Raw genomic sequence first — 22,367 nt, 5'->3', positions numbered from 1 at the left:
ACAAATGGCACTTCCGCAAAATGATAAACTAATCCTGCATGCGCTCCAGCACATAATCAGCTTCCTCCGCAGTCAGTTCGCCCGCTTTTAATTGTCTGAGAAGCTCTTTTACTCTCTCGTTCTTTCCATTGGAATCCGCTGTTGCACGAGTCTGTGCCTCCGCGGAAAACGTTTCTTTTTTACGAATGGTTACATCCTTCAAACCTGCAAGTCTTTCTCCCTGTTCATTAAGCAGCTGAATATCGTAAATAAGCTCGGATTGACCTTTTTGGCCTGTTTTACGCGCATAAGCCCAGCATTCTGCTGAAACTTTTTTCCGAATCGTAATCTCACCTATTGAAAAAGGAACATAAACAGATGCCTCTTCTCTTCCGTCCGTAATTCCGAACAAAGATTGCAGAGCCCCATCAATTAAAGACGGATGCAATGTATAATTTTCAAGAGCATATGCGGCTTCTTTTGGCAGCAATAAGTGTGCAACCGCTTCTGTTTTTCCGCCCCATAAACGTTGAATCGGCTGAAAAGCGCGCCCATACAGGAACCCGTTTTCCTGAAAATACTTGTAACATTCATCTTGTTCACGGACAAAAGCACTTCTGTTTATCATCTCTTGTCTGTCGATATTCTCTATATCACCGTAATGATGATCAAAATCTAATTCCCCCGTCACAAATCCAGTCCTTACAGCAGCATCCTCGTCAGATGACATATTAAATAATATTTTGCCGTCTTTTACGGAAACGTGAGTGTAAATGGTCAGGCTCTCTTGCAAAAGCATGGCCGGTCTTGCAAATATCACGTTTTTTAAACGAGTGACCTCTTTCTTTCGATATGACCGCGTTCCCGCTGCGCATGCCATTTCAAGAAAAGCAGCTGCCGGGAGAATGCTCTTGTTTTTTACGATGTGGTCTTTTAACCAAATCTCTTTTTCTCTTAATGTCGTTTTAAAAAACTGCTGTTCCAGAGTAGATTCATTCGAATCCAGAAGCGGGTGCAGTGAAGACTGCCGCGGCAATATTTCCGGAAATATTGCACTTTGATTTCGAGGCACCCAGTAAGACTCCTCAGCAAATGGATATAAAGGAAGCTTGACCTTTTGCGGGGTATACTCTTCATATAACTCTCTCCATTGAATATCAGCCCCGAAAGACCATAATTTTGCTAGAAGATTCAAGTCCTTTGTCTCCATCATCACCTCGAGGAATTTATCTTTCATCTTTTGATCATGAAAGATAAAGACTTTATCAAAATCTTTCGTAACATTGCCTTTGTATACGCCCTCTCCAATTGTTCCTTCAGTACAGAAAGTTCTCAGCTTCTGCTTAAGTTCCGGCAAATCGGAAGCTACAACAGCAAGTCTGTCTTCCATCGGCTCCCTGCATGTCTGCAATGTAAAAGCGATATCAGCTGCCGAGGCCTTTGTCTCCCGCTCTGTGAATTGCAGAAGGCGCCGGGCGTATTCTTTCAGTCTGTCTTCATTTTTGGCAGAGAGAACTGCGGCAAACGGCCCGCTTATTGTTTGTGTGTCCGCATGGTTTTGATATTCCTCCACAATGACATGGGCATTTGCTCCTCCCGCTCCGAACGAACTGATTGCTGCTCTCCTGTTAGAGGCGCCTGATTCTTTCCGCCACTCTTCTTCTTTCTGCTGAACGTAAAAAGGCGTCTTTTCAAATCGGATATTTTGGTTCAGCTGTTCCGAGTGAATGGATGGCGCCAATTTCTGGTGCTTAAATTGCAAAAGAACTTTTGTAAGGGCTGCTATACCTGCGGCAGACTCCAAATGTCCGATATTAGACTTCACTGAACCTATGGCACAAAATTGTTTATCATCCGTAAATTTCTCAAAAGCTTTTGTCAATCCTGCGATCTCAATCGGATCTCCGAGCGAGGTACCCGTTCCGTGTGCTTCCAAGTAGCTGACGGATCGCGGACTGATGCCCGATTTCTTGAAATTTTCAGCAATCAGCTCAGCTTGTGCATTCGGATTCGGAACCGTAAACCCATTGGTTTTTCCGCCATGATTTACAGATGTTCCTTTAATCACTCCGTATATATGATCCTGATCAGCAATTGCTTTTTCCAGAGGTTTCAACAGGACGGCTCCCGAACCTTCTCCCGGGACATAGCCGTCTCCGCCCTCTCCGAAACTTCTGCACAATCCTTCGGTGGAAACAAAATTACCTTGACTCAGCCAAAGGTATTTGCTGGGGTGTATGGACACATTAACGCCGCCCGCAAGCGCAATCTCACTTTCCCCTCTTTTAATGCTCTCACACGCCAAGTGAATGGCCGTCAGCGATGATGAACACATCGTATCCAGTGCAATGCTCGGACCGGAGAGATTAAAAAAGTATGAAACCCTGTTCGCAATAGATGAAAAGAAGGAACTGAGCGCAATCGGATTGCCCCGCGCAGTTTCTTCTGCGCCGAATAATTGATATTGTCCGTACATAGCTCCGACAAACACACCGGCTTTCATACCGTTAAGCTTCTCTTTTGTATATCCTGAATCTTCAAACGTATGCCAGGAGGTTTCGAGAAAAATTCGCTCCTGAGGGTCCATCAGCTCAGCTTCTTTATGAGAAATGTGGAAAAACAGCGGATCGAATTGATCAACACCGCTGATAAAACCGCCCCACTTACTGTTGATTTTCCCCTTCTCCATTCTGTCGGGACTGTAAATTGATCTGAAATCCCAGCGTTCCTCGGGGATTTCAATAATACAGTTTTTCCCCCCGGCAATGTTTTCCCAGAACTCCTCAAGAGTATCGGAATTCGGATATCTTCCGCTCACACCAATAATGGCAATATCCTCACCCGGCTGAACCATGCTCGGTGCAGGTGTATTCTTCTGCTGCCGGTGCTGTTTTTTACTCGGATTTTCTCTTTTCTTCTGCACTCTTGTTACCGGAGCTGCCCCTGCGGCCTTAAGGACTTTTTCTTTAAAAGATGTTAGGAAGAAGTTTGAAAGCTCTTCAATGTTCTGATATTCAAAAAAGATTGTTTTCGGAAGATCCCCGAAAGTATCTTCAAGCTTTGAAATAAGTGACATGATCATAAGTGAGTTGATTCCGAACTTCTCAAAAGAGTCTTTCGCATTTATTTTATGAGCTTGGATTTTCAAGACACCGCTGATGATCTTGATTAAATAGTCATTGACTTTTTCTTTCGCAGCATATTCCTCTTCTTCATCGTATTCCGCCGTGAGTGTATCTTGATCTGCTGCAGCTGTATTTCTTTGAATCGAAAGCGCTTTTATCATTTTATTCCGCTCACCTTCTGCAGGCATTAAGCTGGTAAATGAAGACCCCAGCATTTTCAGAAACGCTTCCAGAACAGAGGAAGTTCGCATCGGAGTCATTCCGTATTTTTCTTTTATTTGAATGATTCCATTGCTGTCGAGACTCATTCCGCCATCTTTCAATAACGGCCAATTGATTGATAGTGTTTTTCCGTTTCGAGAGAGCTGGGATCGAAGCATTGCAAAACTGTCCATAAAATGATTTGCGTACGCATAGTCACTTTGGCCGGCATTTCCGTAAGCGGCAAAAGAAGAAAAGAGAACAAAAAAATCAAGATCTTCGTCTTTTGTCAGCTCATCCAGCCAGATTGTCCCGTAAACTTTCGGTTTCAGTACGTCCGTAAAATCACTGAGACTTTTATTTACAAGAAATGAGTCACGAAGGATGCCGGCAGCATGGATGATCCCGTTTATGCTGCCGTACCGCTGTTTAACGCCGAAAATGAATCGCTCTGCCTCTGTTCGATCTGTTATGTCCGTCCGCTGATATTCAACAATAGAGCCGCTCTCATTAAGCTTACTGATCCGTTCTTTTTGATCAGCTGTTAAAAAAGAACGGCCTGTAAGTATAATCACGGCTTGGTTTTCATTAGCGATGTGTTCCGCAAACAGCAGCCCGAGTTTTCCGGCTCCTCCGGTAATGATATATATGCCGCCTTTTTGATACGTTACAGATCCGTGATCGTGTTCCGGAATATCAATAGGCTGCAGCCCTTTCACATAACGGGTATATGAGTCTATTAAAACCTCACATTCATCCGTTTGAAAGCGCTGCATTTCACTGATTGCAGCATCCCACATCTCGGAAACCGGAGGATTTATGTCAGAATCCACGTGGCGTATCTGTATGGTTTTCGCTTTAAGCTTGGAGCTTTCCATGTTTACCGTCTTCATGTACCCTCCGACAGCTTCATGAAACGGCTGATTCAGACCGCTTGTCCAATAAATATGCAATAACGTAACAGGTTCGTTTCTTCGCATTAAAGCTTTTGATAATAAAAAGAGCGAGTTTATCCCTCTGCGAAGAGTTTCATTAACGGATTCTTCAGTGATTTCTCTGATTTCTCCGTTCCATAAATAAAGCACGACATCAGGTGTAAATCCGTTTTCAGCCAAATCAGACAGCAGCATTTCGACATGATTTTCATCAGAAGGATTGATTGTGCATCTATTCCGTTCAATTCTGTAATCAGAATCGGGCGTTACGAGAATGACACGGTTATGTTCTCCATTCATCATCTCGGCATGCTGAAAAAGACGGTTATCCTGATCAAAAATCAGCATATTCCCCGGTGCCTGCTGATTCGGCATATCAATGTGATTTGTCCTGACCCAATCGGTCTTAAAAAAAATGGTTGGGGACGGAGCTTGTGATTCCGGCTCCGCCTTTTTTTCCATTTGTTGTTTTCTGTAAGTACGAATTAGCTCCAGTCCTGCATCAGGAGACATTTGCTGTTCTTCAATTAAGGAAAGTATTTGTTTGATCTGCACTATTTTCCCTCCAGCAGCTGATAAACTTGGTCAGCAGAAAGTTCACCGTTTTTCAATTGTTCCAATAAGAAGAGAATTTCCTGATCTTCATTTTTATGACCTGCGGTTAATTCTCCCCCGGTCACTTTTCTGACAGAGAAGTCTTTCATGCTCACGGCTATTTCGCCGCTCTCGTTAATAAAATCAATGTTATACGTATAAAAACCGGTTTCTCTCACCGAAACATGGCATCGGGCAGTAAGCGCCCTCTTAATGTGAAGCTCTCTAAGTGAATAAGGAACAAATAAGCCGTCTTTCTCATTTTCTCTTAACAAAAATGCCGCCGCTTGAAAACCGCCGTCAATTAATGAAGGATGGAGTGTAAAATGTGAAAACCCGTTCGCTAAATGATCCGGAAGCTCCAATTCTGCCATTAACTCCACATCACCGCGATATACGGCTTTCAACGTTTGAAAACCGCTCTGATATGTCAGGCCCATACGACTGAAGCGGTGATAACACTCTTTCCGGCTTATGACCGTTTTACTGCGGCGTATGAACTTATCAATATCGACATACTCAGGATTGCTGTTTATGTCTCCGAATACTGTTTCACATTGTGTGCAGATTTGCTGCACGCCATCCGGGCCCTCTTTACATATCGTTACGTTCAACTTATCTTGTTTCATTTCCAAGCCGGTATAAATGTGCAGCGTTTTTCCTTTATATAATATAGGTCTGTTCCACATCACGTCTTTTATTTTATATACTTTACTTTCTCCGCTTATTTCCGCACAAACAAGAGCCATTTCAAGCGAAGCGGCTCCCGGCAACACACAGTCTCCTGAAACAAGGTGATCAGTGACGAAAAATTCAGTTCCGGAAATAACAGTTTTAAATGCTTGTTTCTTTAATGTTGAGACATTCTCGCTGATTAATGGGTGAAGACTTTTGCTATTAACCTCGCTTTTGTTCTTTTTCGGAGTAAACCAATAACTCTCTTTTGCAAACGGATAAGACGGCAGCGGCACTCTATTCAATTTCTTATTGCCGATTGTCTTCCATTCAAACTCGGCTCCATTGGCCCAACATTGCGCGAGAAGCTCCTCTTTTCCGCTTTGAAGAGCCTCCTGAATCATATATTCAGAGACAGCTGCGCGCTCTACAGTGTTTTCGCTTATAAATACGCCATTTTGCACCTTGCTTTTATCAAGAAAGCTGACGTATTTATCTCTCAGCTCAGTCAGACTCACTGCACATACGGCAATTCTCTCGTTCATTGCTTCCCGGCCGTTTTGCAATGTAAATTCCATGTCACTGGCATTAACGGTCATGTCACCGGCAATCACGCGATCCAAGTACTGAACCATAAGCCGGATATACTCAAGTAATTGATCTTTGGTTTTCGCAGATAAAACAAAAATGTGTGTTTTACCGTTGTTTTCCGGCACTTCTTTTTGAGGTTTCCTATATTCCTCTAAAACAATATGCGCGTTCACACCGCCGAATCCGAATGAGCTGATACCTGCTCTCCTCGGCAGATCGTTGTTCTCTTCATCTTTTATCGGATTCCACTTTTGAGCGGTTTCTGTGATATAAAATGGCGTATTTTCCAGTTTGATGTATGGATTGAGTTCTGAAAAATGGGCGAGTCCCGGAAGTTTGCGATATTTAAAAGCCAGTAATACTTTCAGCACTCCGGCTATTCCGGCAGCGGTTTCGAGATGGCCGATGTTTGTTTTCACAGACCCGATTCCGCAGCTTTTCTGTTTCTCAAAAGGAATGTCCCATTCTTGATATAACGTTTTAAATGCCTTTATGATGCTGTTTACTTCAATCGGATCGCCAAGACTTGTCCCTGTGCCATGCGCTTCTATATATCCCGCAGTGGCGGGACTGACCCCCGCCTTCCGCCAAGCTTCGGTTAATAAGTCCGCCTGTGCGTTCGGATTCGGAGCTGTCAAAGAATTGGCGCGGCCGCCGTGATTTACAGCTGACCCTTTAATCAAACCATAAATATGATCACCGTCTGCCTGTGCTTTGCTGAGCGGCTTAAGCAATACTGCAGCCGCCCCTTCACTCCTTACATAGCCGTCAGCGCTTTTATCAAATGTTTTGCACTTTCCGTCTTTGGAAAGCATACCTGCTTTATCAAAAGCTATAAACAGAGTAGGGCTTGTCATAATATGCACTCCGCCTGCAATCGCCATTTCAAAATCGCCTCTTTGAATCCCCTCAGCCGCACGATGGAGTGCAACTAACGAACTTGAACAGGCAGTATCAATCGGTTCACTCGGACCCGTCAGGTTCAGCTGGTAAGAAATACGATTAGCCAATATACAATGATTTAAACCGGTTGCGGTCTGCGCCTGAACAGAGACGCCATTTTCATTGAGACGTTCCGCATAGTCCGTTGTGGCGACCCCTGCAAACACCGCAGTTTTCGTCCCTGCCAAATCAGACGGCTTATAGCCCGCATCTTCTATTGTTTTCCATACAGTCTCCATAAAAATTCTTTGCTGGGGATCCATTAATTCTGCTTCGGCGGGAGAAATCCCGAAAAACAACGGATCAAAACTGTCCGCGCCTTTGATAAACCCGCCTTTTTTTATTTTTGTTCTATTGACGTCCCTGATCGGATCGCCGTCAAACTCTTTCCAGTCCCAACGGTCTTCAGGAATGTCTGTAATCATATCCCGCCCTTTTTCAATTCCTTCCCAAAAGTCTTCCAGCGTATCTGTTTGGGGGAAACGGCCGCTTATTCCCACTATTGCAACCGGCTCATTCATATGTCTTTCCTCTTGCCTGGTTTTGTTTTCAGGCTCAGGGGAATGTTCATAGGATTCGGGCGGAGGCGTGCTGTACAATGTTTTTTCGTCTGCTGCAGAAAAAGGTTCTGTCTCAGCAAAAAGGATTTCTCCGTATTGCTCGATTACATAATCAGTCAGTTCATCCAGTGAATTGCATTCAAAGAAAATGGACGGCAATAATTCCGTACCATATTGTTGATTGATTTCATTTCCGAGTCTGGTAAACGTAATAGAATCAAATCCGTACTCGCCGAATGAAGTCTCTTCTTCTATTTCCTTTCTGTCAATCTTTAAAATACTTGACATCATCTTTGCGATGCCCTCAATCAGATTTTCTCTCCTGTCTTTCGCCGCAGATTCATCTGAAGAAAAAGATCCGCAGAGATGAAGCTCTTCGGAATACTCACTCTTTAAAAACTCAAGAAGTTCATTAAAATCAGTAAGACCGAAAAAATCTGACGGCATCATTGATATTCCTAATGTTTCGTTTAATTCGTTGCCCAGCATTGTAAACATAATTGAATCAAATCCGTATTCGCTTATCGGCAGTTCAAAATCAAATTCCCGTTCTTCAATTTTTAATACGCCGGTGATGATGCGCGTCAAAGTGCTTTTTAAAGATTCAGTTATTGACAGCTCTTTCGGTTCGTGATTTTCGTCGGCGATTGCCGGGTCACTTTTTCCGCTGTCAATCGTTATCATTCGTTCCAGCTTTAATTCATTACCGCTAAATACCATTATTTGATGTTCACACCCTGTCATTGCTTGATCAAATGCTGCAAGGCCTTCCCGTTTTTCCAGAGGCAGCATTCCGAAACGGTCATAAAGGAACTTCTCTGAATGAATGTCAATTTGCATACCGCCTTCTTTCCATAAAGGCCAATTAATCGAGACTGTTTTTCCAGGTTTATTTTCCGCCGCTCTCATTTCCGCAAAATAATCCATAAACCGGTTTGCATAAGCATAGTCAGTTTGTCCGGCATTCCCGATTATTGCGCTGATAGATGAAAACATAACAAAAAAGTCCAGAGGTTCTCTGTCTGTATACCGGTCAAGCCATATCGTTCCGTAAACCTTGCTGGCCAAGACTGAATCGAGATCCTCTTCACGCTTATTGATGAGTAATGAATCTTTTATCACTCCGGCGCTGTGAATAACTCCTTTAACAGGACCTAATTTGTTTTTGACGAGTTTTATCAGGTTGTTGACATTTTCCTTATCAGAAATATCGGTTCTTACATAAAAAACCTCTGATCCGTTTTTTTCGAGCTCTTTTACATTGCTTACGGCTTCCTCAGAAAGCTCTGACCTGCCGATAAGCACAAGTTTTATTCTCCCTTTTCGCACAAGATGTCTGGCAAAAATCAGGCCCAGGCCGCCTGTTCCTCCTGTAATAAGGTAAACTCCCCCTTCTTTTACTTCCATCTTTTTGGAGGGCTCTGCCCTTTCAATTTCTGCAGAGTGTTTCACCTGCCTGATTCCATCTCTGTATCTGATCTCTGAAGCATCATCGCTGATGACTGTTTCTTTCACAAGGTTTTTTAATTCAGGCAGACCGGTGTTCAGCTGTAACTGAATTTCATCGCTGTGTATTTCAATATTTTTACCGGACAACATTGGATGTTCTAAATGAAGCGACCTAAAAAAGCCGCTCATTGCCATTTGATAAGGTAAGATTTGATTGTTCCTTGTGAAAAATACATGTGATATCAGGATTTTATGCCTAGGGATGGTGGCTAACAGAGCTTTCGTTACATTGAAAACCGGCAAAACAGCCTCTTCCAGCTTTTCATGAATGTTATGCTCAATTCCCGTTTCAGGGCTCATCCCGATTAAAATGACGCGGTCAATTGTCACTTGTCTTTCTTTAAGAATCGCCAGCAATTTCTTATAGCCTTCAAGTTTGACGCTGTTCAATTCAAAGGAATCAGCTTCTTTTTCTTGAAAACTGCCGCCATGGCGGACAAAGATCATGTTCAGGCCGATATCTTTATATGCCTTGCGGATTAGCGGTTCTGATATATCCCGACGGAGTGAAATCACAAGGCAGCTGTTTAAACCGCTGGCTTCAGGCTGATGAAGCATAGGGGCCCGCTTCCACATATCAGTGTAATACTTAGCTGAATGCCGCTCATTTTGAGTCTGCGGTGTAACCCTTAATGCCTTCAACGCTAAGTTTTTTATTTTAAGACTTACAGATCCGTTTTCATCCATAAATAGTATATGAAACCTTTTGACATCATCATGTTGTCTTTCATCTGCAGCAGTAATGTAAGCATAGCCGTTTGCTGAAGGTGGGTGAAGAATCTCCAGCTCACCTAATTCAAAAGGCAAATATGCGGTGTGATCGTCTTCCTGAGTGGACGTAAACCCGATTGTGGATTGAAAAATGCCATCCAATAAACACGGTTCCAGCAGCGCGCCGGATTTTTTATGAATGCTCTCAGGAAGTGATATTCGTGCAAGAACAGCATTTTCATGGATAAGCAGCTGTTTTATTACCTGAAAGCCGGCTCCATAGTCCAAACCGCTCTGCCGGAAGTTCCTATAACACTCAGCGCCGCTGATTAATCTTTTCTGTCCGGTTAACCAGCTGTCCAATTTAAAATGCTCTGTATGAGTGGCATCTTTATCTCCGCATGTGATAATGTTTCCTTGGCAATGAACTGCCGCTTCAGGCTGCATATCGGTTTTCACCACAAATCTGCCGTCTTTTTGATTCGGCAGCAGATCTATCATTATCGTCTTTTCTTTTTCAACGGTTATCGGAACCGCCCATACAACCTGACTCAGTTTTATGACTGATTTTCCGTACAGCCTCTCTCCCGCTTCTCTGGCCGCTTCGATGATTGCCGCTCCGGGCAGAACCGTTTTCCCATGCACAACATGGTCTTTTAAATAATATTCAGAATCTGAAAGCGTTTTATAAAATCGGCACTCACCTGCAGAAAAATCAAATAAAGGAGCTGTACCGGCTGCTGATGTTGTTTGCGCCTTATTTGACACCCACAGTCTGTTTTTTAAGAAAGGGTAAGTCGGCAGCGCAATTTTTGCCGGTTTTCTGCCGGTGCGGAAATCTTCCCAGCTTAAATTCCCTCCCGATACCCAGAATTCAGCCATATCGGCTAATGTGGTTCTGCCGGATTTGAGCGGAAGATCTGATTGCCGCTGTCCGCGTTTATGATTCGGTTTTTTCCCTCTGAATATTTCGTGGTCGTCAATTCCATTATAAAAGTGATTCAATTTCAACATCAGATCATCGATATTATTTGAAATGACAGCAAGCCTTTCCGGCATGGCTTCACGCCCTTCAAGAAGGGTATACGCAATATCAGAAAGGTGAAGCGGCTTATTTGTTCCCGCCGGCTGTAAACACTCGCCCTGCTTATGACGAGCCTTTTGAAGATATTCCTCCAGCTGTTTTGCTGATTCCCGTAAACTCAGTGAATGCTTGGCTGAGAGTACGATAAGTTCTTCACTTTCTTCACGCCCCGTTTGACAGTCAGCAGCAGACTCATACTCTTCCACAAGGATGTGTGCATTTGCCCCGCCCGCTCCGAAAGAACTTAATCCCGCACGCCGCGGATATTTGCTGTCAGAATGTTTTTCATTCACGGGTTTTATCCAGTCGGCGGTTTCCTGCTGGAGACAAAAAGGTGTCTCTTCCAGATAAAGATCCGGATGCACCCGTTCAGCATGCAGTGTTGCGGCTATTTTTTTATACTTCATTTGTAAAATAATCTTTGTCAGGCCGGCAATACCCGCGGCCGCTTCGAGATGACCGATGTTAGATTTAATCGATCCGAGAGAGCAATATGAAACATCTTCGGTATAAGCTCTGAACGCCTTGGTCAGGCCTCGGACTTCAATCGGGTCACCCAGCGGCGTTCCCGTGCCGTGGGCTTCAATAAAGCTGACACTTCTGGCGCTCCAACCGGCCGCTTTAAGAGCTCCTTGGATTAAATCCGCCTGTGCGGCAGGATTAGGCACCGTATAGCCATTCGTCTTTCCGCCATGATTAATTGCCGTTCCTTTTATGACGGCGTACACAGTATCATTATCACGTATGGCATCTTTAAGCGGTTTAAGAATAACGGCCCCGACACCTTCCCCGGGCACGAAACCGTCGCCGCCTTCTCCAAAACTTCTGCATTTTCCCGATTTTGAAAGCATTCCCATCTGACACCGGTATAAATAGTCAGAAGGATGAAGATACAAATTTACTCCTCCCGCAACCGCAACAGAGCACTCACCTTTTTTTAAACTTTGGCAAGCCATGTGAATTGCCGTTAAGGATGAAGAGCAAGCCGTATCTACAGGGATACTGGGACCCGTAAAATCAAATGTGTAAGACACTCTGTTCGCGAGAGACCATGGGAACGAATTTGGAAGTACATCGTTTTTGTCCGTCGGTATTCTTTCGCCGAGCAGCTTGTAAGAATTGGTTGTAACTCCCGCAAATACACCGACATGTTTTTCGGTCTGCTTTCTCAACCCGTCAATGGTATATCCCGAATCTTCAAATGCTTTCCATACGGTTTCGAGAAATATTCGTTCCTGAGGATCCATCGCTTCTGCTTCTCTCGGCGATATTTGGAAAAACAAAGAATCAAATGATTCAGCATTCTTTAAAAATCCGCCCCATTTGCAATAAATTTTTCCCTCATGCGCTTTAGCGGGGTCTGGATCATAGTAGGTCTCATAATTCCATCGTTCTTTCGGAATTTCTGTGATTGCGGTTCTCTCTTTTGATAGAAGATCCCACAATTCTTCGATATTTTCAGCCCCGGGATAACGGCCGCTGATACCGATTACCGCTATCCCGTCAAGATGTTCTTTTTCCTCCGCCGCAGGTGCAGTGATGTCTTGTTCCGGCCTGGCGGGGGTAATGCTCTGAATCTGTTTTCCTTTTTCCTCCCGTGAAAATAAACGCCCCAGCCGATCCGGGTATTCCTTTACAAGATGATCTGCTAAATCTCTGATTGTATGAAATTCAAATAAAAGCGTTTTCGAAATTGCTCCCAGTGACTGCTCCAGCTTTGTGTTGCATTGATGAATCATAACCGAATCCATTCCATATTCAGCCAGATGCACATCTTGATCGATCTCTTCCCGTTCTGCACCGACCTCAGAGGAGATGATATTGGTTAAAAACAAAACTGTCTGATCCAAAATATCGCCTTGAGCCAAAGGAACGGCACTGCCTGTCTCTGTTTCGTCCGTCAAAAATCTCTGCTGCATAAATTGTTCAAAGCGTTCGTGATCACCGCAAACTGCAATATTATGCAGCTGACCCGAAGTTACAATCCGCGAAAACCATTTCGTTCCGTCTTCAGCAGGAAGTTCTTCAAGCCCTGAACCATGAAAAAGAGACGTCCGCCCTTGACCTGACAGGTTCGCCCCCATTCCGATGTCTTGCCATAAAGGCCAATTGATTGTCAGGGTGCGGCCGCTGCGCAGAGAATTTTGCCGTTTCTGTTCCCGATATTCGGCGAAATGATCTAAAAAGCCGTTTGCATATGCATAATCACACTGTCCTTCGTTCCCTGCAATAGAGACGACTGAAGAAAAAACGGCGAAAAAATCCAATTCGAGCGACTTCGTTGCATGATCAAGATTCAATGCGCCATGAACTTTCGGAGCAATCACCTCTGAAAGTTCCTGCTTTGTTTTTCGAAAAAGCAGCGAGTCTCTGATAACTCCTGCACAATGAATGACGCCATGAAGACCTGCATGCTGATCGGTAATATCGTCAATCATTTTTTTTACCGCTTCTTTATCGGATATATTCGCCTGTATATAATAAACCTTCGCTTTAAAGCTGTTCAGGTATTCTAAATGTTTCTGCTTATCTCCGTTTAAAACAGATCGCCCCGATAGGATAATGGTGGATCTTTCAGTTTTCGCGCAATATTCAGCGATTTTACTGCCAATCCCCCCAAATCCCCCTGTAATTAAATATACTTTATCTTTTTCAGGGTATTGAATGGTCTTTCTGTTTGTTTCTCTCTGCTTCTCTAACATCCGTGCATATCTTACGCAGCCTCTGTAAGTGATATGAATATGCCGATCAGGCATTGTGTTTATTTCTTTATAAAGAATGTCAGCCTTCTCTGAACATGAAACGGACGCAGAATCATGTTCAAAGCAAACCGTCTTACAATGCAGCTGCGGGTACTCTTGTTTTACCGATTTTAAAAAACCGTTCACACCTTCAAAATACGGCAATTTTTCTTTTTGATCTGCGCTGAATGTATAAATGAACGTTACTTTGTTTATAAGGTTCTCGCTGATTAAAGCCTTAGTCAGATAAAACACGGAATAAATTCCTGATTCGAGTGTTTCTTCCAGTTCAGGCTGTTTTTCAGACCAAGTATGCAAAATTGCATCGGGCGCTGCGCCTTTTTCCTTTAACAGACGAATGACACCTTGATAATCTTCGGGACACTGCCTGTTGATGGTGAAAACACTGTCGCTTATCTGCTCTAAACGGTCACCGGGCATAATAAGATATGCGGACGTATTCTCTCTTTTTTTCAGCTCTTCAAAATAGTCTTTATTCCCGGAGAACAACAAAATAGTACAGGCTTGTCCGCTGCCCGCTTCATTCTCAAGTGCGGTTTCTTTCCATACCGGCGTATAAAGTGCCTGATTCTTCTTTTCTGAAAAAGCCGCGTCTGATTTTACCGGCTGAGGGTTTAAAGAAAATTGAGAGCGCTCAAACGGATAAGGCGGAAGCGGGGCTTTTCTTTTATGATAATCACCTAGTTTCGCCCATTCAATCTCTTCTCCTGAAAGCCACATTTGCATAAATGAATGATAAAGAGCCTCATCGGCTGGTTTGTCCGCTTCAAAAGCAGCCGCTTTGTTTAGTTTTGCTGATGGAGGGAGCGATCCGAATTGAAAAACTGAAAAATCAGAGATATTCACATCCGGCTCCGTTCCCTTTTCTTCCGTGTGAAGCGGCATATGGTCAGCTATCTCCTGAGACACGGCATCCATTTGATTGTATTCTGTCATCAGCGGAAAACGAGTCTTATCATAAAAACCTGCCGGCTGCTCATTCATACAAGCAACAGCCTGTTTAATTCCGTCTTGCTTTTTCACTAACATGCTCAGAAAAAGTTCTTTAGACAAGATTCCCTCATCCAGTAAATTTAATATTTCCAGAACATAATCATTATCAAAGAATCCATCATAATCTGTTAAATCCCATCTCTTATACAGTCTTCTCATAGAGGCAAGGATAGCCATGATCGCCGCTTCCTCATCAGCCGGCAATGCGTTTCTTTTATCCGCCGTGCGATTCACAATATAAGATAAAATCTCGATTTCCTGAGTCTTTCCCGCTTTATCCCACTCTTCTAAAAACCCTTTAAACGTATATTGGTGCTCAAGAAGCAGCCGTGTTTTCCCGTACAGGCGGTCTGTAAAATCAGCCGGGAAGTTCAGACCGTTCAGCAGCATCCTTACATATTCTTCATTTAATCGAACCGGCGGGTACGTTTTTGAAGTGTACGGATTGACAAATGGAATGGACGGCGGCTCACAGGATAAGTGCGAAGGTTTTTCAGCGCCTGTGATGACAGAAATGACCTTTTCAATTTTGATGATATCCGCTGCTGCAAGAGCGACGTAATATCCGTCTCCGGCGCCTGTAATGAGGCTTGGCTTAAAACCGGATGCCAGGATACTTTTTATGATTTCCGTATTGATAACTAAAGAATACAAGCGGATTTTCTCAGGCGTCCATTTTCTTTTAAATGAACTGTGCAATGTTGGTATATCCTTCAGCACCGACCTTACGTTCTTTTCTAAATCAGGGAACACGCGTTTCAAAACGGCAAATTGTTTATAACTTTCCCATTTGAAGTCACCGATGGCAAGCGCCCATTCAGAATCTTGTTTCCTCCGAAAACTCAATCCCTCTTTAAGCTGATTTTTAAATTCCTCCTTGCTGCCTGCCAATAAACCAGCCCTGTAATCAAACGATGTCCTTGTTAAAAGGGTGCTGCTGATCACTTCATTTGATATTTTGCAAAATTCCTCAGAATCGTCAGAAAAGGTTCTCCAATTATGTATCATTTGTTTCATGCTTTCTTCACTTTTAGCGGAAAAAAGGAAGGGAACCCTTCCCTTTCTGTCAGTTTCGTCATTTGTATGTATAAATTCTTCGATGATGACGTGAGAGTTAACACCTCCAAAACCGAAGGAGCTGATTCCCGCCCTGAGCGGAGCCCCGTCTGCCGCCTTCCAATCACTTGAATCAAGCGCCGGCCTAAACGGTGTTTTTTCAAACTGTATAATTGGATTTACCGTATGTACATTCAGGCTTTTCGGCACCCTCCGATGTTTCATCATCATTAGAACTTTTATCAATCCGGCCATTCCCGCCGCTGCTTCTGTATGACCGATATTTGTTTTCACACTTCCGATCCTGCAATATTGAGTATCCTCAGTATATTGCCGATACGCTTTTGTCAATGCTTCTATTTCTATCGGATCGCCCAGAGATGTACCTGTGCCATGTGCTTCTACATAAGAAACCGTCGCAGCATCAACAGCAGCGTTGTGTAAAGCTTCTGAGATGACCCGGCACTGCGCTTCTGCTCTGGGAGCGGTTATGGAACGGGATTTACCGCCATGATTAACAGCTGTCCCTTTTATGATCCCGTATATATGGTGACCGGCTTTTACTGCATCACCAAGGCGCTGCAGCAATACAACGCCTGCCCCTTCTCCGGGAACGTACCCGTTCGCCGCTGCGTCAAAGGTTTTACATTTGCCGTCAGGACTCAGCATTCTGGCTTTAGAAAAAGAAATATATTTTCCGGGTTGGAAATTCAAGTTTACTCCCGATGCGATTGCATAATCGCTTTCTTTTGTCCGCAATGACTTAACCGCTTCATGTAAAGCAACAAGCGACGATGCACAAGCGGCATTTACAGACATGCTTTTTCCGGTCAAACCGAATGTGTATGAAAGCCGGTTGGAGATCATAGCTTCGAAACTTCCTAAACAGGCGTAACTGTCGATTTCCGATTCAGCATGACCTGTCTGCCGGTAGTCAGAATTCATAATACCCGCAAAAACAGAAGTGGTTTTACGCTGGAGATCCCGCAAAGAGACCCCGGAATCTTCGATGCACCGCCAAGTTTCTTCTAAAAGGATTCTTTGCTCAGGATCCATGTTTTTCGCTTCCCGGGGAGAGATATTAAAAAACTTATGGTCGAAATGGTCAGCTTTATGAATAAAACCTCCCCACTTGCTGATTGTTTTGTTCGGTATACTGATATCAGCTGAATAATAAAGATCGGGATCCCACCGTTCAATCGGCACTTCCCGGATGGAATCTTTGCCGCTATTTATGTTTTCCCAGAATTCATGATAATGATCTGCATCGGGGAATCTGCAAGCAACCCCGATTATCGCGATATCCGCACTCTGTTTATTCAAATGAACCATTGGCCTCCACCCGCCCCTTCTTTAGTGTAGAAATAACGTATCCAATCTGCGCCTTAGCAGACTTTCGGTCTCATTCATCATTTTTTCACCAATGTCATCAACATGTCTGTTTCTCCATGATTCCAAATCCGTGCCCTTTACCCAATGATTAAAAGCGCCTAAAGACGGGCCGCAATGAACTTGGAAATTCACCTTTTGTTCTTCCTGCCCTTCCAAAGCAAGCAGACATCCTCTCTGCAAATACCACTTAAATAGTAACAGCATCTTATATTTTTGATTGCGCTCAGCTTTTTGGGCCAGGTTCGGCTGTTTATCTATTATGCTTTCGTAGATTTCATCAAAAGTCTTGTTAAAATAGTCATTTTCGAGCTGAATCTTTGTCTTTTCATCTATCTCACTCAAAGACTCATATTGTTGGTAGATTTGAAATAATTTATTTGCCCTGACCGGAAACAGCGTGCCCTTTTTCAGCACCTGCACCTTTGTTCCGAACTCAAACAGAGTCTCCGAAGGCGCATAAGCAGTATCGCATATTCCTGTCTCACTCAGCATTTCTTTAACAAAACCGCTTGTTTCTGCTTCAACTGTACATTGATTAATGGATCCCGTCATAATAAAATCAGCGCCCATTAAAAAAGCAGACGCCGCAGACTCGGGAGTCCCGATTCCTCCCGCGGCCCCGACTCTGATCTTCCTTGCGTATTTGTGTGTTTCCATCATTTCATCCCGCAGGTTAACAAAAAACGGCAGCATCGCCGTCAATGAGCCCTGTTCGGTATTACTGCCGCAATCTGCTTCAATAATGATATCGTCTGCTGCCGGAACACGGCTGAGCCACTCCGCCTGCTCTTCCGTCAGCATACCCTGCTGACACATTCTCTTTACGATACTTTGAGGAGGCGGACTCAGAAATGCGGCCGCAACTTCCGGCCGTGAAACTTTGGCAATGATCCGATTATGAGGTATGACCCTGCCGCTTTTGTCCATCTTCAACTGATGCGCTTTGTAATAAATTAATGGCGCGCTGACGGAAAGATACGAAGACGCTTCTATTACCCGTACGTCATGCTTGATATATAAATCTATCAATTCCTTTTCTCTATCTTGATGATCCGGCTCAAATCGCAGATTCATTCCGTAGGGCTGGCCACTTTTGAGTGTCTTCTTAATAGTAATAAGAGCCTGTTCAATTTCCCTTATAGTTAAACCCGCTGTGCCAAAGAACCCCAGCATTCCTTTCTTCCCGAGGCGGATCAGCATTTCAGCGGAAGAGATCCCTCTATGCATCGCACCTGCCAAATACGCGTATGTCAAACCGTAATCTTCTTTGAAAGATTGATCACCCAATCGGGACACCGGTGAAGCCGCACTGCTTTCTATATTTTCGGCCAAGAGGCCCTTCTCTTTCCCGCTTTCCGAATTGTCCTTGTTCCCTTCAGAAAACAAGAGACTGTCTTCCGGCGCACTAATATTAAGCGGTTCCTCATCTCTTTGTATGGTTTGAATTAATTTAGTCAGAATGTTTCCGGGACCGATCTCTTCAAACACAGTGACGCCTTGTCCCATTAAGTACCTGATGCTTTCAGTCCATTTCACCGAGTTTGTTATTTGTTCAATTAAATTCCGTTTGATATCTTCTTGTTTATAAGGTCTTGCCGTATAGTTAGAGATGACCGGGAAATTCAATTCAGAAAAATGAAACTCCTCGATAAATTCCGCAAATTCACGCTGTGCACTTTCCATAAAACGAGAATGAAAAGCTCCGCCGACTTGCAATACGATATAAGCTTTCGCCCCTTCTTTTTCAAAAAAAGAGGCTGCCCGCTTTATCTCTTCTGCAGCCCCTGCTATCACAATTTGTGAAGATGTATTGTAATTGGCGATATCTATTTGGCCGAATTCATACTTTTGAAGTATTTTTTTTATGTGATGCTCATCCAGTCCGATCACGGCAGCCATTCCGCCCTCGGAAGCCTCACTCATTAACTCGCCTCTTTTAGCAACCAGCCGGAGACCTGTTTCAAAATTAAAAACGCCGGCCGCAAAAAGCGCAGTATATTCACCCAGACTATGTCCTGCAACAGCATCAGGGCGTGTATGCCCTTCTTTTAAACCCTTTAAATATTGCAGTGCGCTCACTGTATAAATTGCAGGTTGTGTATACTTCGTATCAGTGAGCCTCTCTTTTTCATCTGAAAGGCATAAATCCTTTATGGAGTATCCTAAAATATGATCTGCCTTTTTAATGAGCTCACTGAATTCATCGAATAAGTCTCTGCCCATTCCTTTAAACTGCGCTCCCTGTCCGGGAAAGACGTAAGCAAGCATTTGTTTTCCTCCTTGTTCCGTATTTCTGCCGTTTCTTTTCGTTCCGATTGTGATTTGATCAACATTTTTCACTTCAATTTTAAAATTGTCATTTACTTAATAAGCAATACGAAGCAAAATAAAAAAACCTTTATGCCGGATAAAGGTTTAAAAGCAAAAACATGTACAAATATCATATTGCCGCAAATATAAATAGATAGAATTTTCTGATAATTAAAACCGCATTTTCATTCCGTTTTTTATATATCAATATAATAAAAACATTCCAACGTGCCGAAACAACGATTGGTTTTATGTGAATATTTCCCTAAATAAATACTATACCATGATTTACATGTTGTCAATGGGAAACACACGTATATACCAATTCTTCAGCCGCCATTTTACAGGCGGCTGAACTCGGTTGTTATCAGTTCATCAGCCCATGCCGATATGCCTTCACTATACTATTCGCGGAATAATAGTTCTTTCTCTTTGTTGTAGTCTTTAGTAAATTGATTGAACTCATCTGCTTGTTTATGCACCTTTTCGTAAACTGAGTTTACTTTGCTGATCTGCTCTTCCAGCTGCGCTAATGTGAGCTTTTTATCTTTAATCAGTTTATAAAGGTCCTTATCAAGTGAAATGGCTTTTTCGTACTTTTTGTACAAAAGATCATAAGATGCATACCTTTTCCCCATTAAAGCGACAGCATGCCCGGCTTTTTCTTTTACTTTCTTATCCTTTATTTCTTGAGAAGTTTTTTTTGCGGATTCAAATGCTTTTTTTGAATCATCAATACTGTCTTTTTCTGCTTTCAGATGTTTTTTTCGCTGATTTGCATTGCTCAGAGCCTGATCAGACAGTGTGACGATTTTCTGGTAATCATCCATATTCAGTTTAACCGCGCTGTCGTAAAGCTTGTGCTCTTTTTTCTCCAATTTTTCTAATGTTTTCTGCTCTTTTTGAAACGGTTTTTCCGCTTGAACGGCTTTTTCCATCGAGTCATGAAGCGATTCAACCGGATCTTTTCCCCCGCAGCCCGCAAGCAGCATACTTGCGGCGCCGAGCGCTCCGATTCCTGCTATTACCTTTTTTTGAATCATATTCACTTAAAATCCCCCAATCTTGACAATTTCCACTATAGAAGCCCGAACGCTTTTTGACAATAGCTGAGCTGTAATTGGCATGACCGGGTAAAAAGACGCTTACGGTGCTGTCAAAGAATACTTGCGTAAAAAATTGAGAAAACAGGGCGGATGACCATACATCTTTTTGGCTTTTACATAGTTTATAGTAGACGCCGGCCCTGCTGACAAAGGGTCAGCGTAATTAAAAGAGGAGGTTTTTTTATGTACGGATATGGATTTGGCGGCGGATTTGGCGGCGGTTGCTGCGGCGGCGGATACGGTTATGGCGGTTACGGTTATGGCTGCGGCGGGGGATATGGCCGCACATTCGCATTAATCGTCGTATTGTTTATCTTATTAATCATCGTCGGTGCCGCTTATTTAGGCTGCGGCTGCTGACCTTATACACCATGAAAATCGGCCGGCCTGCTATGGCCGGCCAATTGTTTCGTTGCGCCGCGATAAAGAAATTCGCTATAATTTACATATTAAGCTTTAGGAGTGAAGTTTCTTGATTACTATGGAAAATATTGTACGCGACGGACATCCCGCGCTCAGAGAGATCGCTGAAGAGGTTCAGCTTCCCGCTTCTGACGAAGAAAAACAGCATCTTGCTGATATGATTGAGTTTGTGAAAAACAGCCAAAATCCTGAATTAGCCGAGAAATACAACCTTCGTCCGGGCGTCGGTCTTGCCGCTCCGCAAACAGACGTAAAAAAACGGATGATCGCCGTCCATGCAGAAGATGCGAAAGGCACTTTATACAGCTATGCTCTTTTTAACCCTAAAATCGTCAGCCACTCAGTGGAAAAAAGCTACTTGACGAGCGGAGAAGGCTGCCTGTCGGTAGACGAACCCATTCCCGGCTATGTGCCGCGCTACGCCCGCATCCGCGTGAAGGCGGTGACGCTTGAAGGAGAACAGATTGACATCCGCCTCAAAGGTTTTCCGGCCATCGTGTTTCAGCACGAAATCGATCATCTGAACGGCGTGATGTTTTACGACCATATCGATAAAGAAGATCCGTTCAAAGAACCTGAAAACGCCATTGCCATTGACCGTTAAAAAAACCGGCACTTCCCAAAGTGCCGGTTTTCTTTATTTCAAAAGGCCCAGTTCTTTGACGGCCCAGCTGATTCCCTCTTCATCCACCGGCTTTGTGACGAAATCGGCGGCAGCTTTTAATTCCGGAACCGCATTTCCCATCGCCACCCCGGTGCCGGCAAAACGGATCATCTCAAGGTCATTTAGTCCGTCGCCGAATGCATAAGTGTCACTTACGCCGTACGGAAGCCGCTCAAGCACTCTTTTAATGCCTTCCGCTTTTGAACCGCCTTTCGGAAGCACATCCGTGGACAATTCATGCCAGCGGACGTAATCAAACTCCGGAAAAGCGGCATATGCTTTTTCTTCATGTCCGCGGCAGAATAAAAGCAGCTGATAAATTTCTTTTCCTTTATAAAATGTTTCATCAACTTCGGGATAAGGCGCTTTCAGACTGCCGATTCCTTCCGAGACGTGCGGATGTCCGGGGACGGTCGTTTTCATCGTGTCTTCCGCCATAAATACGACGGGGTGCTCCCCTTCTGCCGCCTGCTTTAATAAACGCGCAACCGCATCTTCAGGAAGAGGATTTTTATAAATGACCTCACCTTCAAATACGACATACTGGCCGTTGTATGAAATAAATGATTCAATCTCAAGCTCTTCCAGAATCGGTTTTACCATAAACGGGGACCTTCCGCTGGCGATAAAAACGTGATGGCCAGCCTCTTTAAGCGCCGTCACGGCGTTTCTTGCGCTATCGGGAATATGTTTATCATGGTCATAGATCGTGCCGTCAATATCAAAAAAGATCAGTTTTGGTTTCATGTCAATTT

General features: G+C 43.7%; 7 protein-coding genes. 2 read left to right on the top strand and 5 right to left on the bottom strand.

All coding sequences use genetic code 11. The features are described from left to right. Positions 1–28 precede the first annotated feature (28 nt). From ACWJJS_RS08360 to ACWJJS_RS08345, 4 genes are all read right to left on the bottom strand, one after another. Positions 29–4,795: an SDR family NAD(P)-dependent oxidoreductase gene (locus tag ACWJJS_RS08360; protein WP_454023477.1), complete on the bottom strand. Its 4,767-nt coding sequence runs from the start codon at positions 4,793–4,795 to the stop codon at positions 29–31. Continuing rightward, entirely contained in the window at positions 4,795–17,049 is a 12,255-nt protein-coding gene (locus ACWJJS_RS08355; protein ID WP_454023476.1) for an SDR family NAD(P)-dependent oxidoreductase, read from the bottom strand. The genes ACWJJS_RS08360 and ACWJJS_RS08355 overlap by 1 nt, the downstream gene beginning before the upstream one ends. Positions 17,050–17,070: 21 nt before the next feature. Then, positions 17,071–19,377, bottom strand: a complete 2,307-nt coding sequence (gene fabD / locus ACWJJS_RS08350; RefSeq protein ID WP_454023475.1) for an ACP S-malonyltransferase — start codon at positions 19,375–19,377, stop codon at positions 17,071–17,073. 446 nt (positions 19,378–19,823) lie between these two features. After that, positions 19,824–20,462: a YkyA family protein gene (locus tag ACWJJS_RS08345; RefSeq protein WP_454023553.1), complete on the bottom strand. Its 639-nt coding sequence runs from the start codon at positions 20,460–20,462 to the stop codon at positions 19,824–19,826. A gap of 246 nt (positions 20,463–20,708) precedes the next feature. Between ACWJJS_RS08345 and ACWJJS_RS08340 the strand changes: the two genes are divergently transcribed. Next, a complete protein-coding gene (locus ACWJJS_RS08340; RefSeq protein ID WP_032862645.1) occupies positions 20,709–20,885 on the top strand; it encodes a YjcZ family sporulation protein in 177 nt (58 codons plus the stop codon). 112 nt (positions 20,886–20,997) lie between these two features. Further along, entirely contained in the window at positions 20,998–21,552 is a 555-nt protein-coding gene (def, locus tag ACWJJS_RS08335; protein WP_071391889.1) for a peptide deformylase, read from the top strand. A 33-nt stretch (positions 21,553–21,585) separates the two neighbouring features. Here def and ACWJJS_RS08330 read toward each other — a convergent pair whose 3' ends face one another. After that, on the bottom strand, positions 21,586–22,359 hold the full coding sequence (locus ACWJJS_RS08330; RefSeq protein WP_003154546.1) for a Cof-type HAD-IIB family hydrolase: 774 nt from the start codon (positions 22,357–22,359) through the stop codon (positions 21,586–21,588). Positions 22,360–22,367 lie beyond the last annotated feature (8 nt).

The sequence above is a fragment of the Bacillus sp. JK106 genome (genome assembly GCF_053663355.1).
Note: the sequence above shows the minus strand (reverse complement) of the source record. Positions and strands in the feature narration are given on the sequence as shown.

Coding starts and splice junctions, on each gene's coding strand:
- ACWJJS_RS08355 (WP_454023476.1), bottom strand. CDS start 17,049: ATGGTTCATTTGAATAAACAGAGTGCGGATATCGCGATAATCGGGGTT.
- fabD (WP_454023475.1), bottom strand. CDS start 19,377: ATGCTTGCTTACGTCTTTCCCGGACAGGGAGCGCAGTTTAAAGGAATG.
- ACWJJS_RS08345 (WP_454023553.1), bottom strand. CDS start 20,462: ATGATTCAAAAAAAGGTAATAGCAGGAATCGGAGCGCTCGGCGCCGCA.
- ACWJJS_RS08340 (WP_032862645.1), top strand. CDS start 20,709: ATGTACGGATATGGATTTGGCGGCGGATTTGGCGGCGGTTGCTGCGGC.
- ACWJJS_RS08330 (WP_003154546.1), bottom strand. CDS start 22,359: ATGAAACCAAAACTGATCTTTTTTGATATTGACGGCACGATCTATGAC.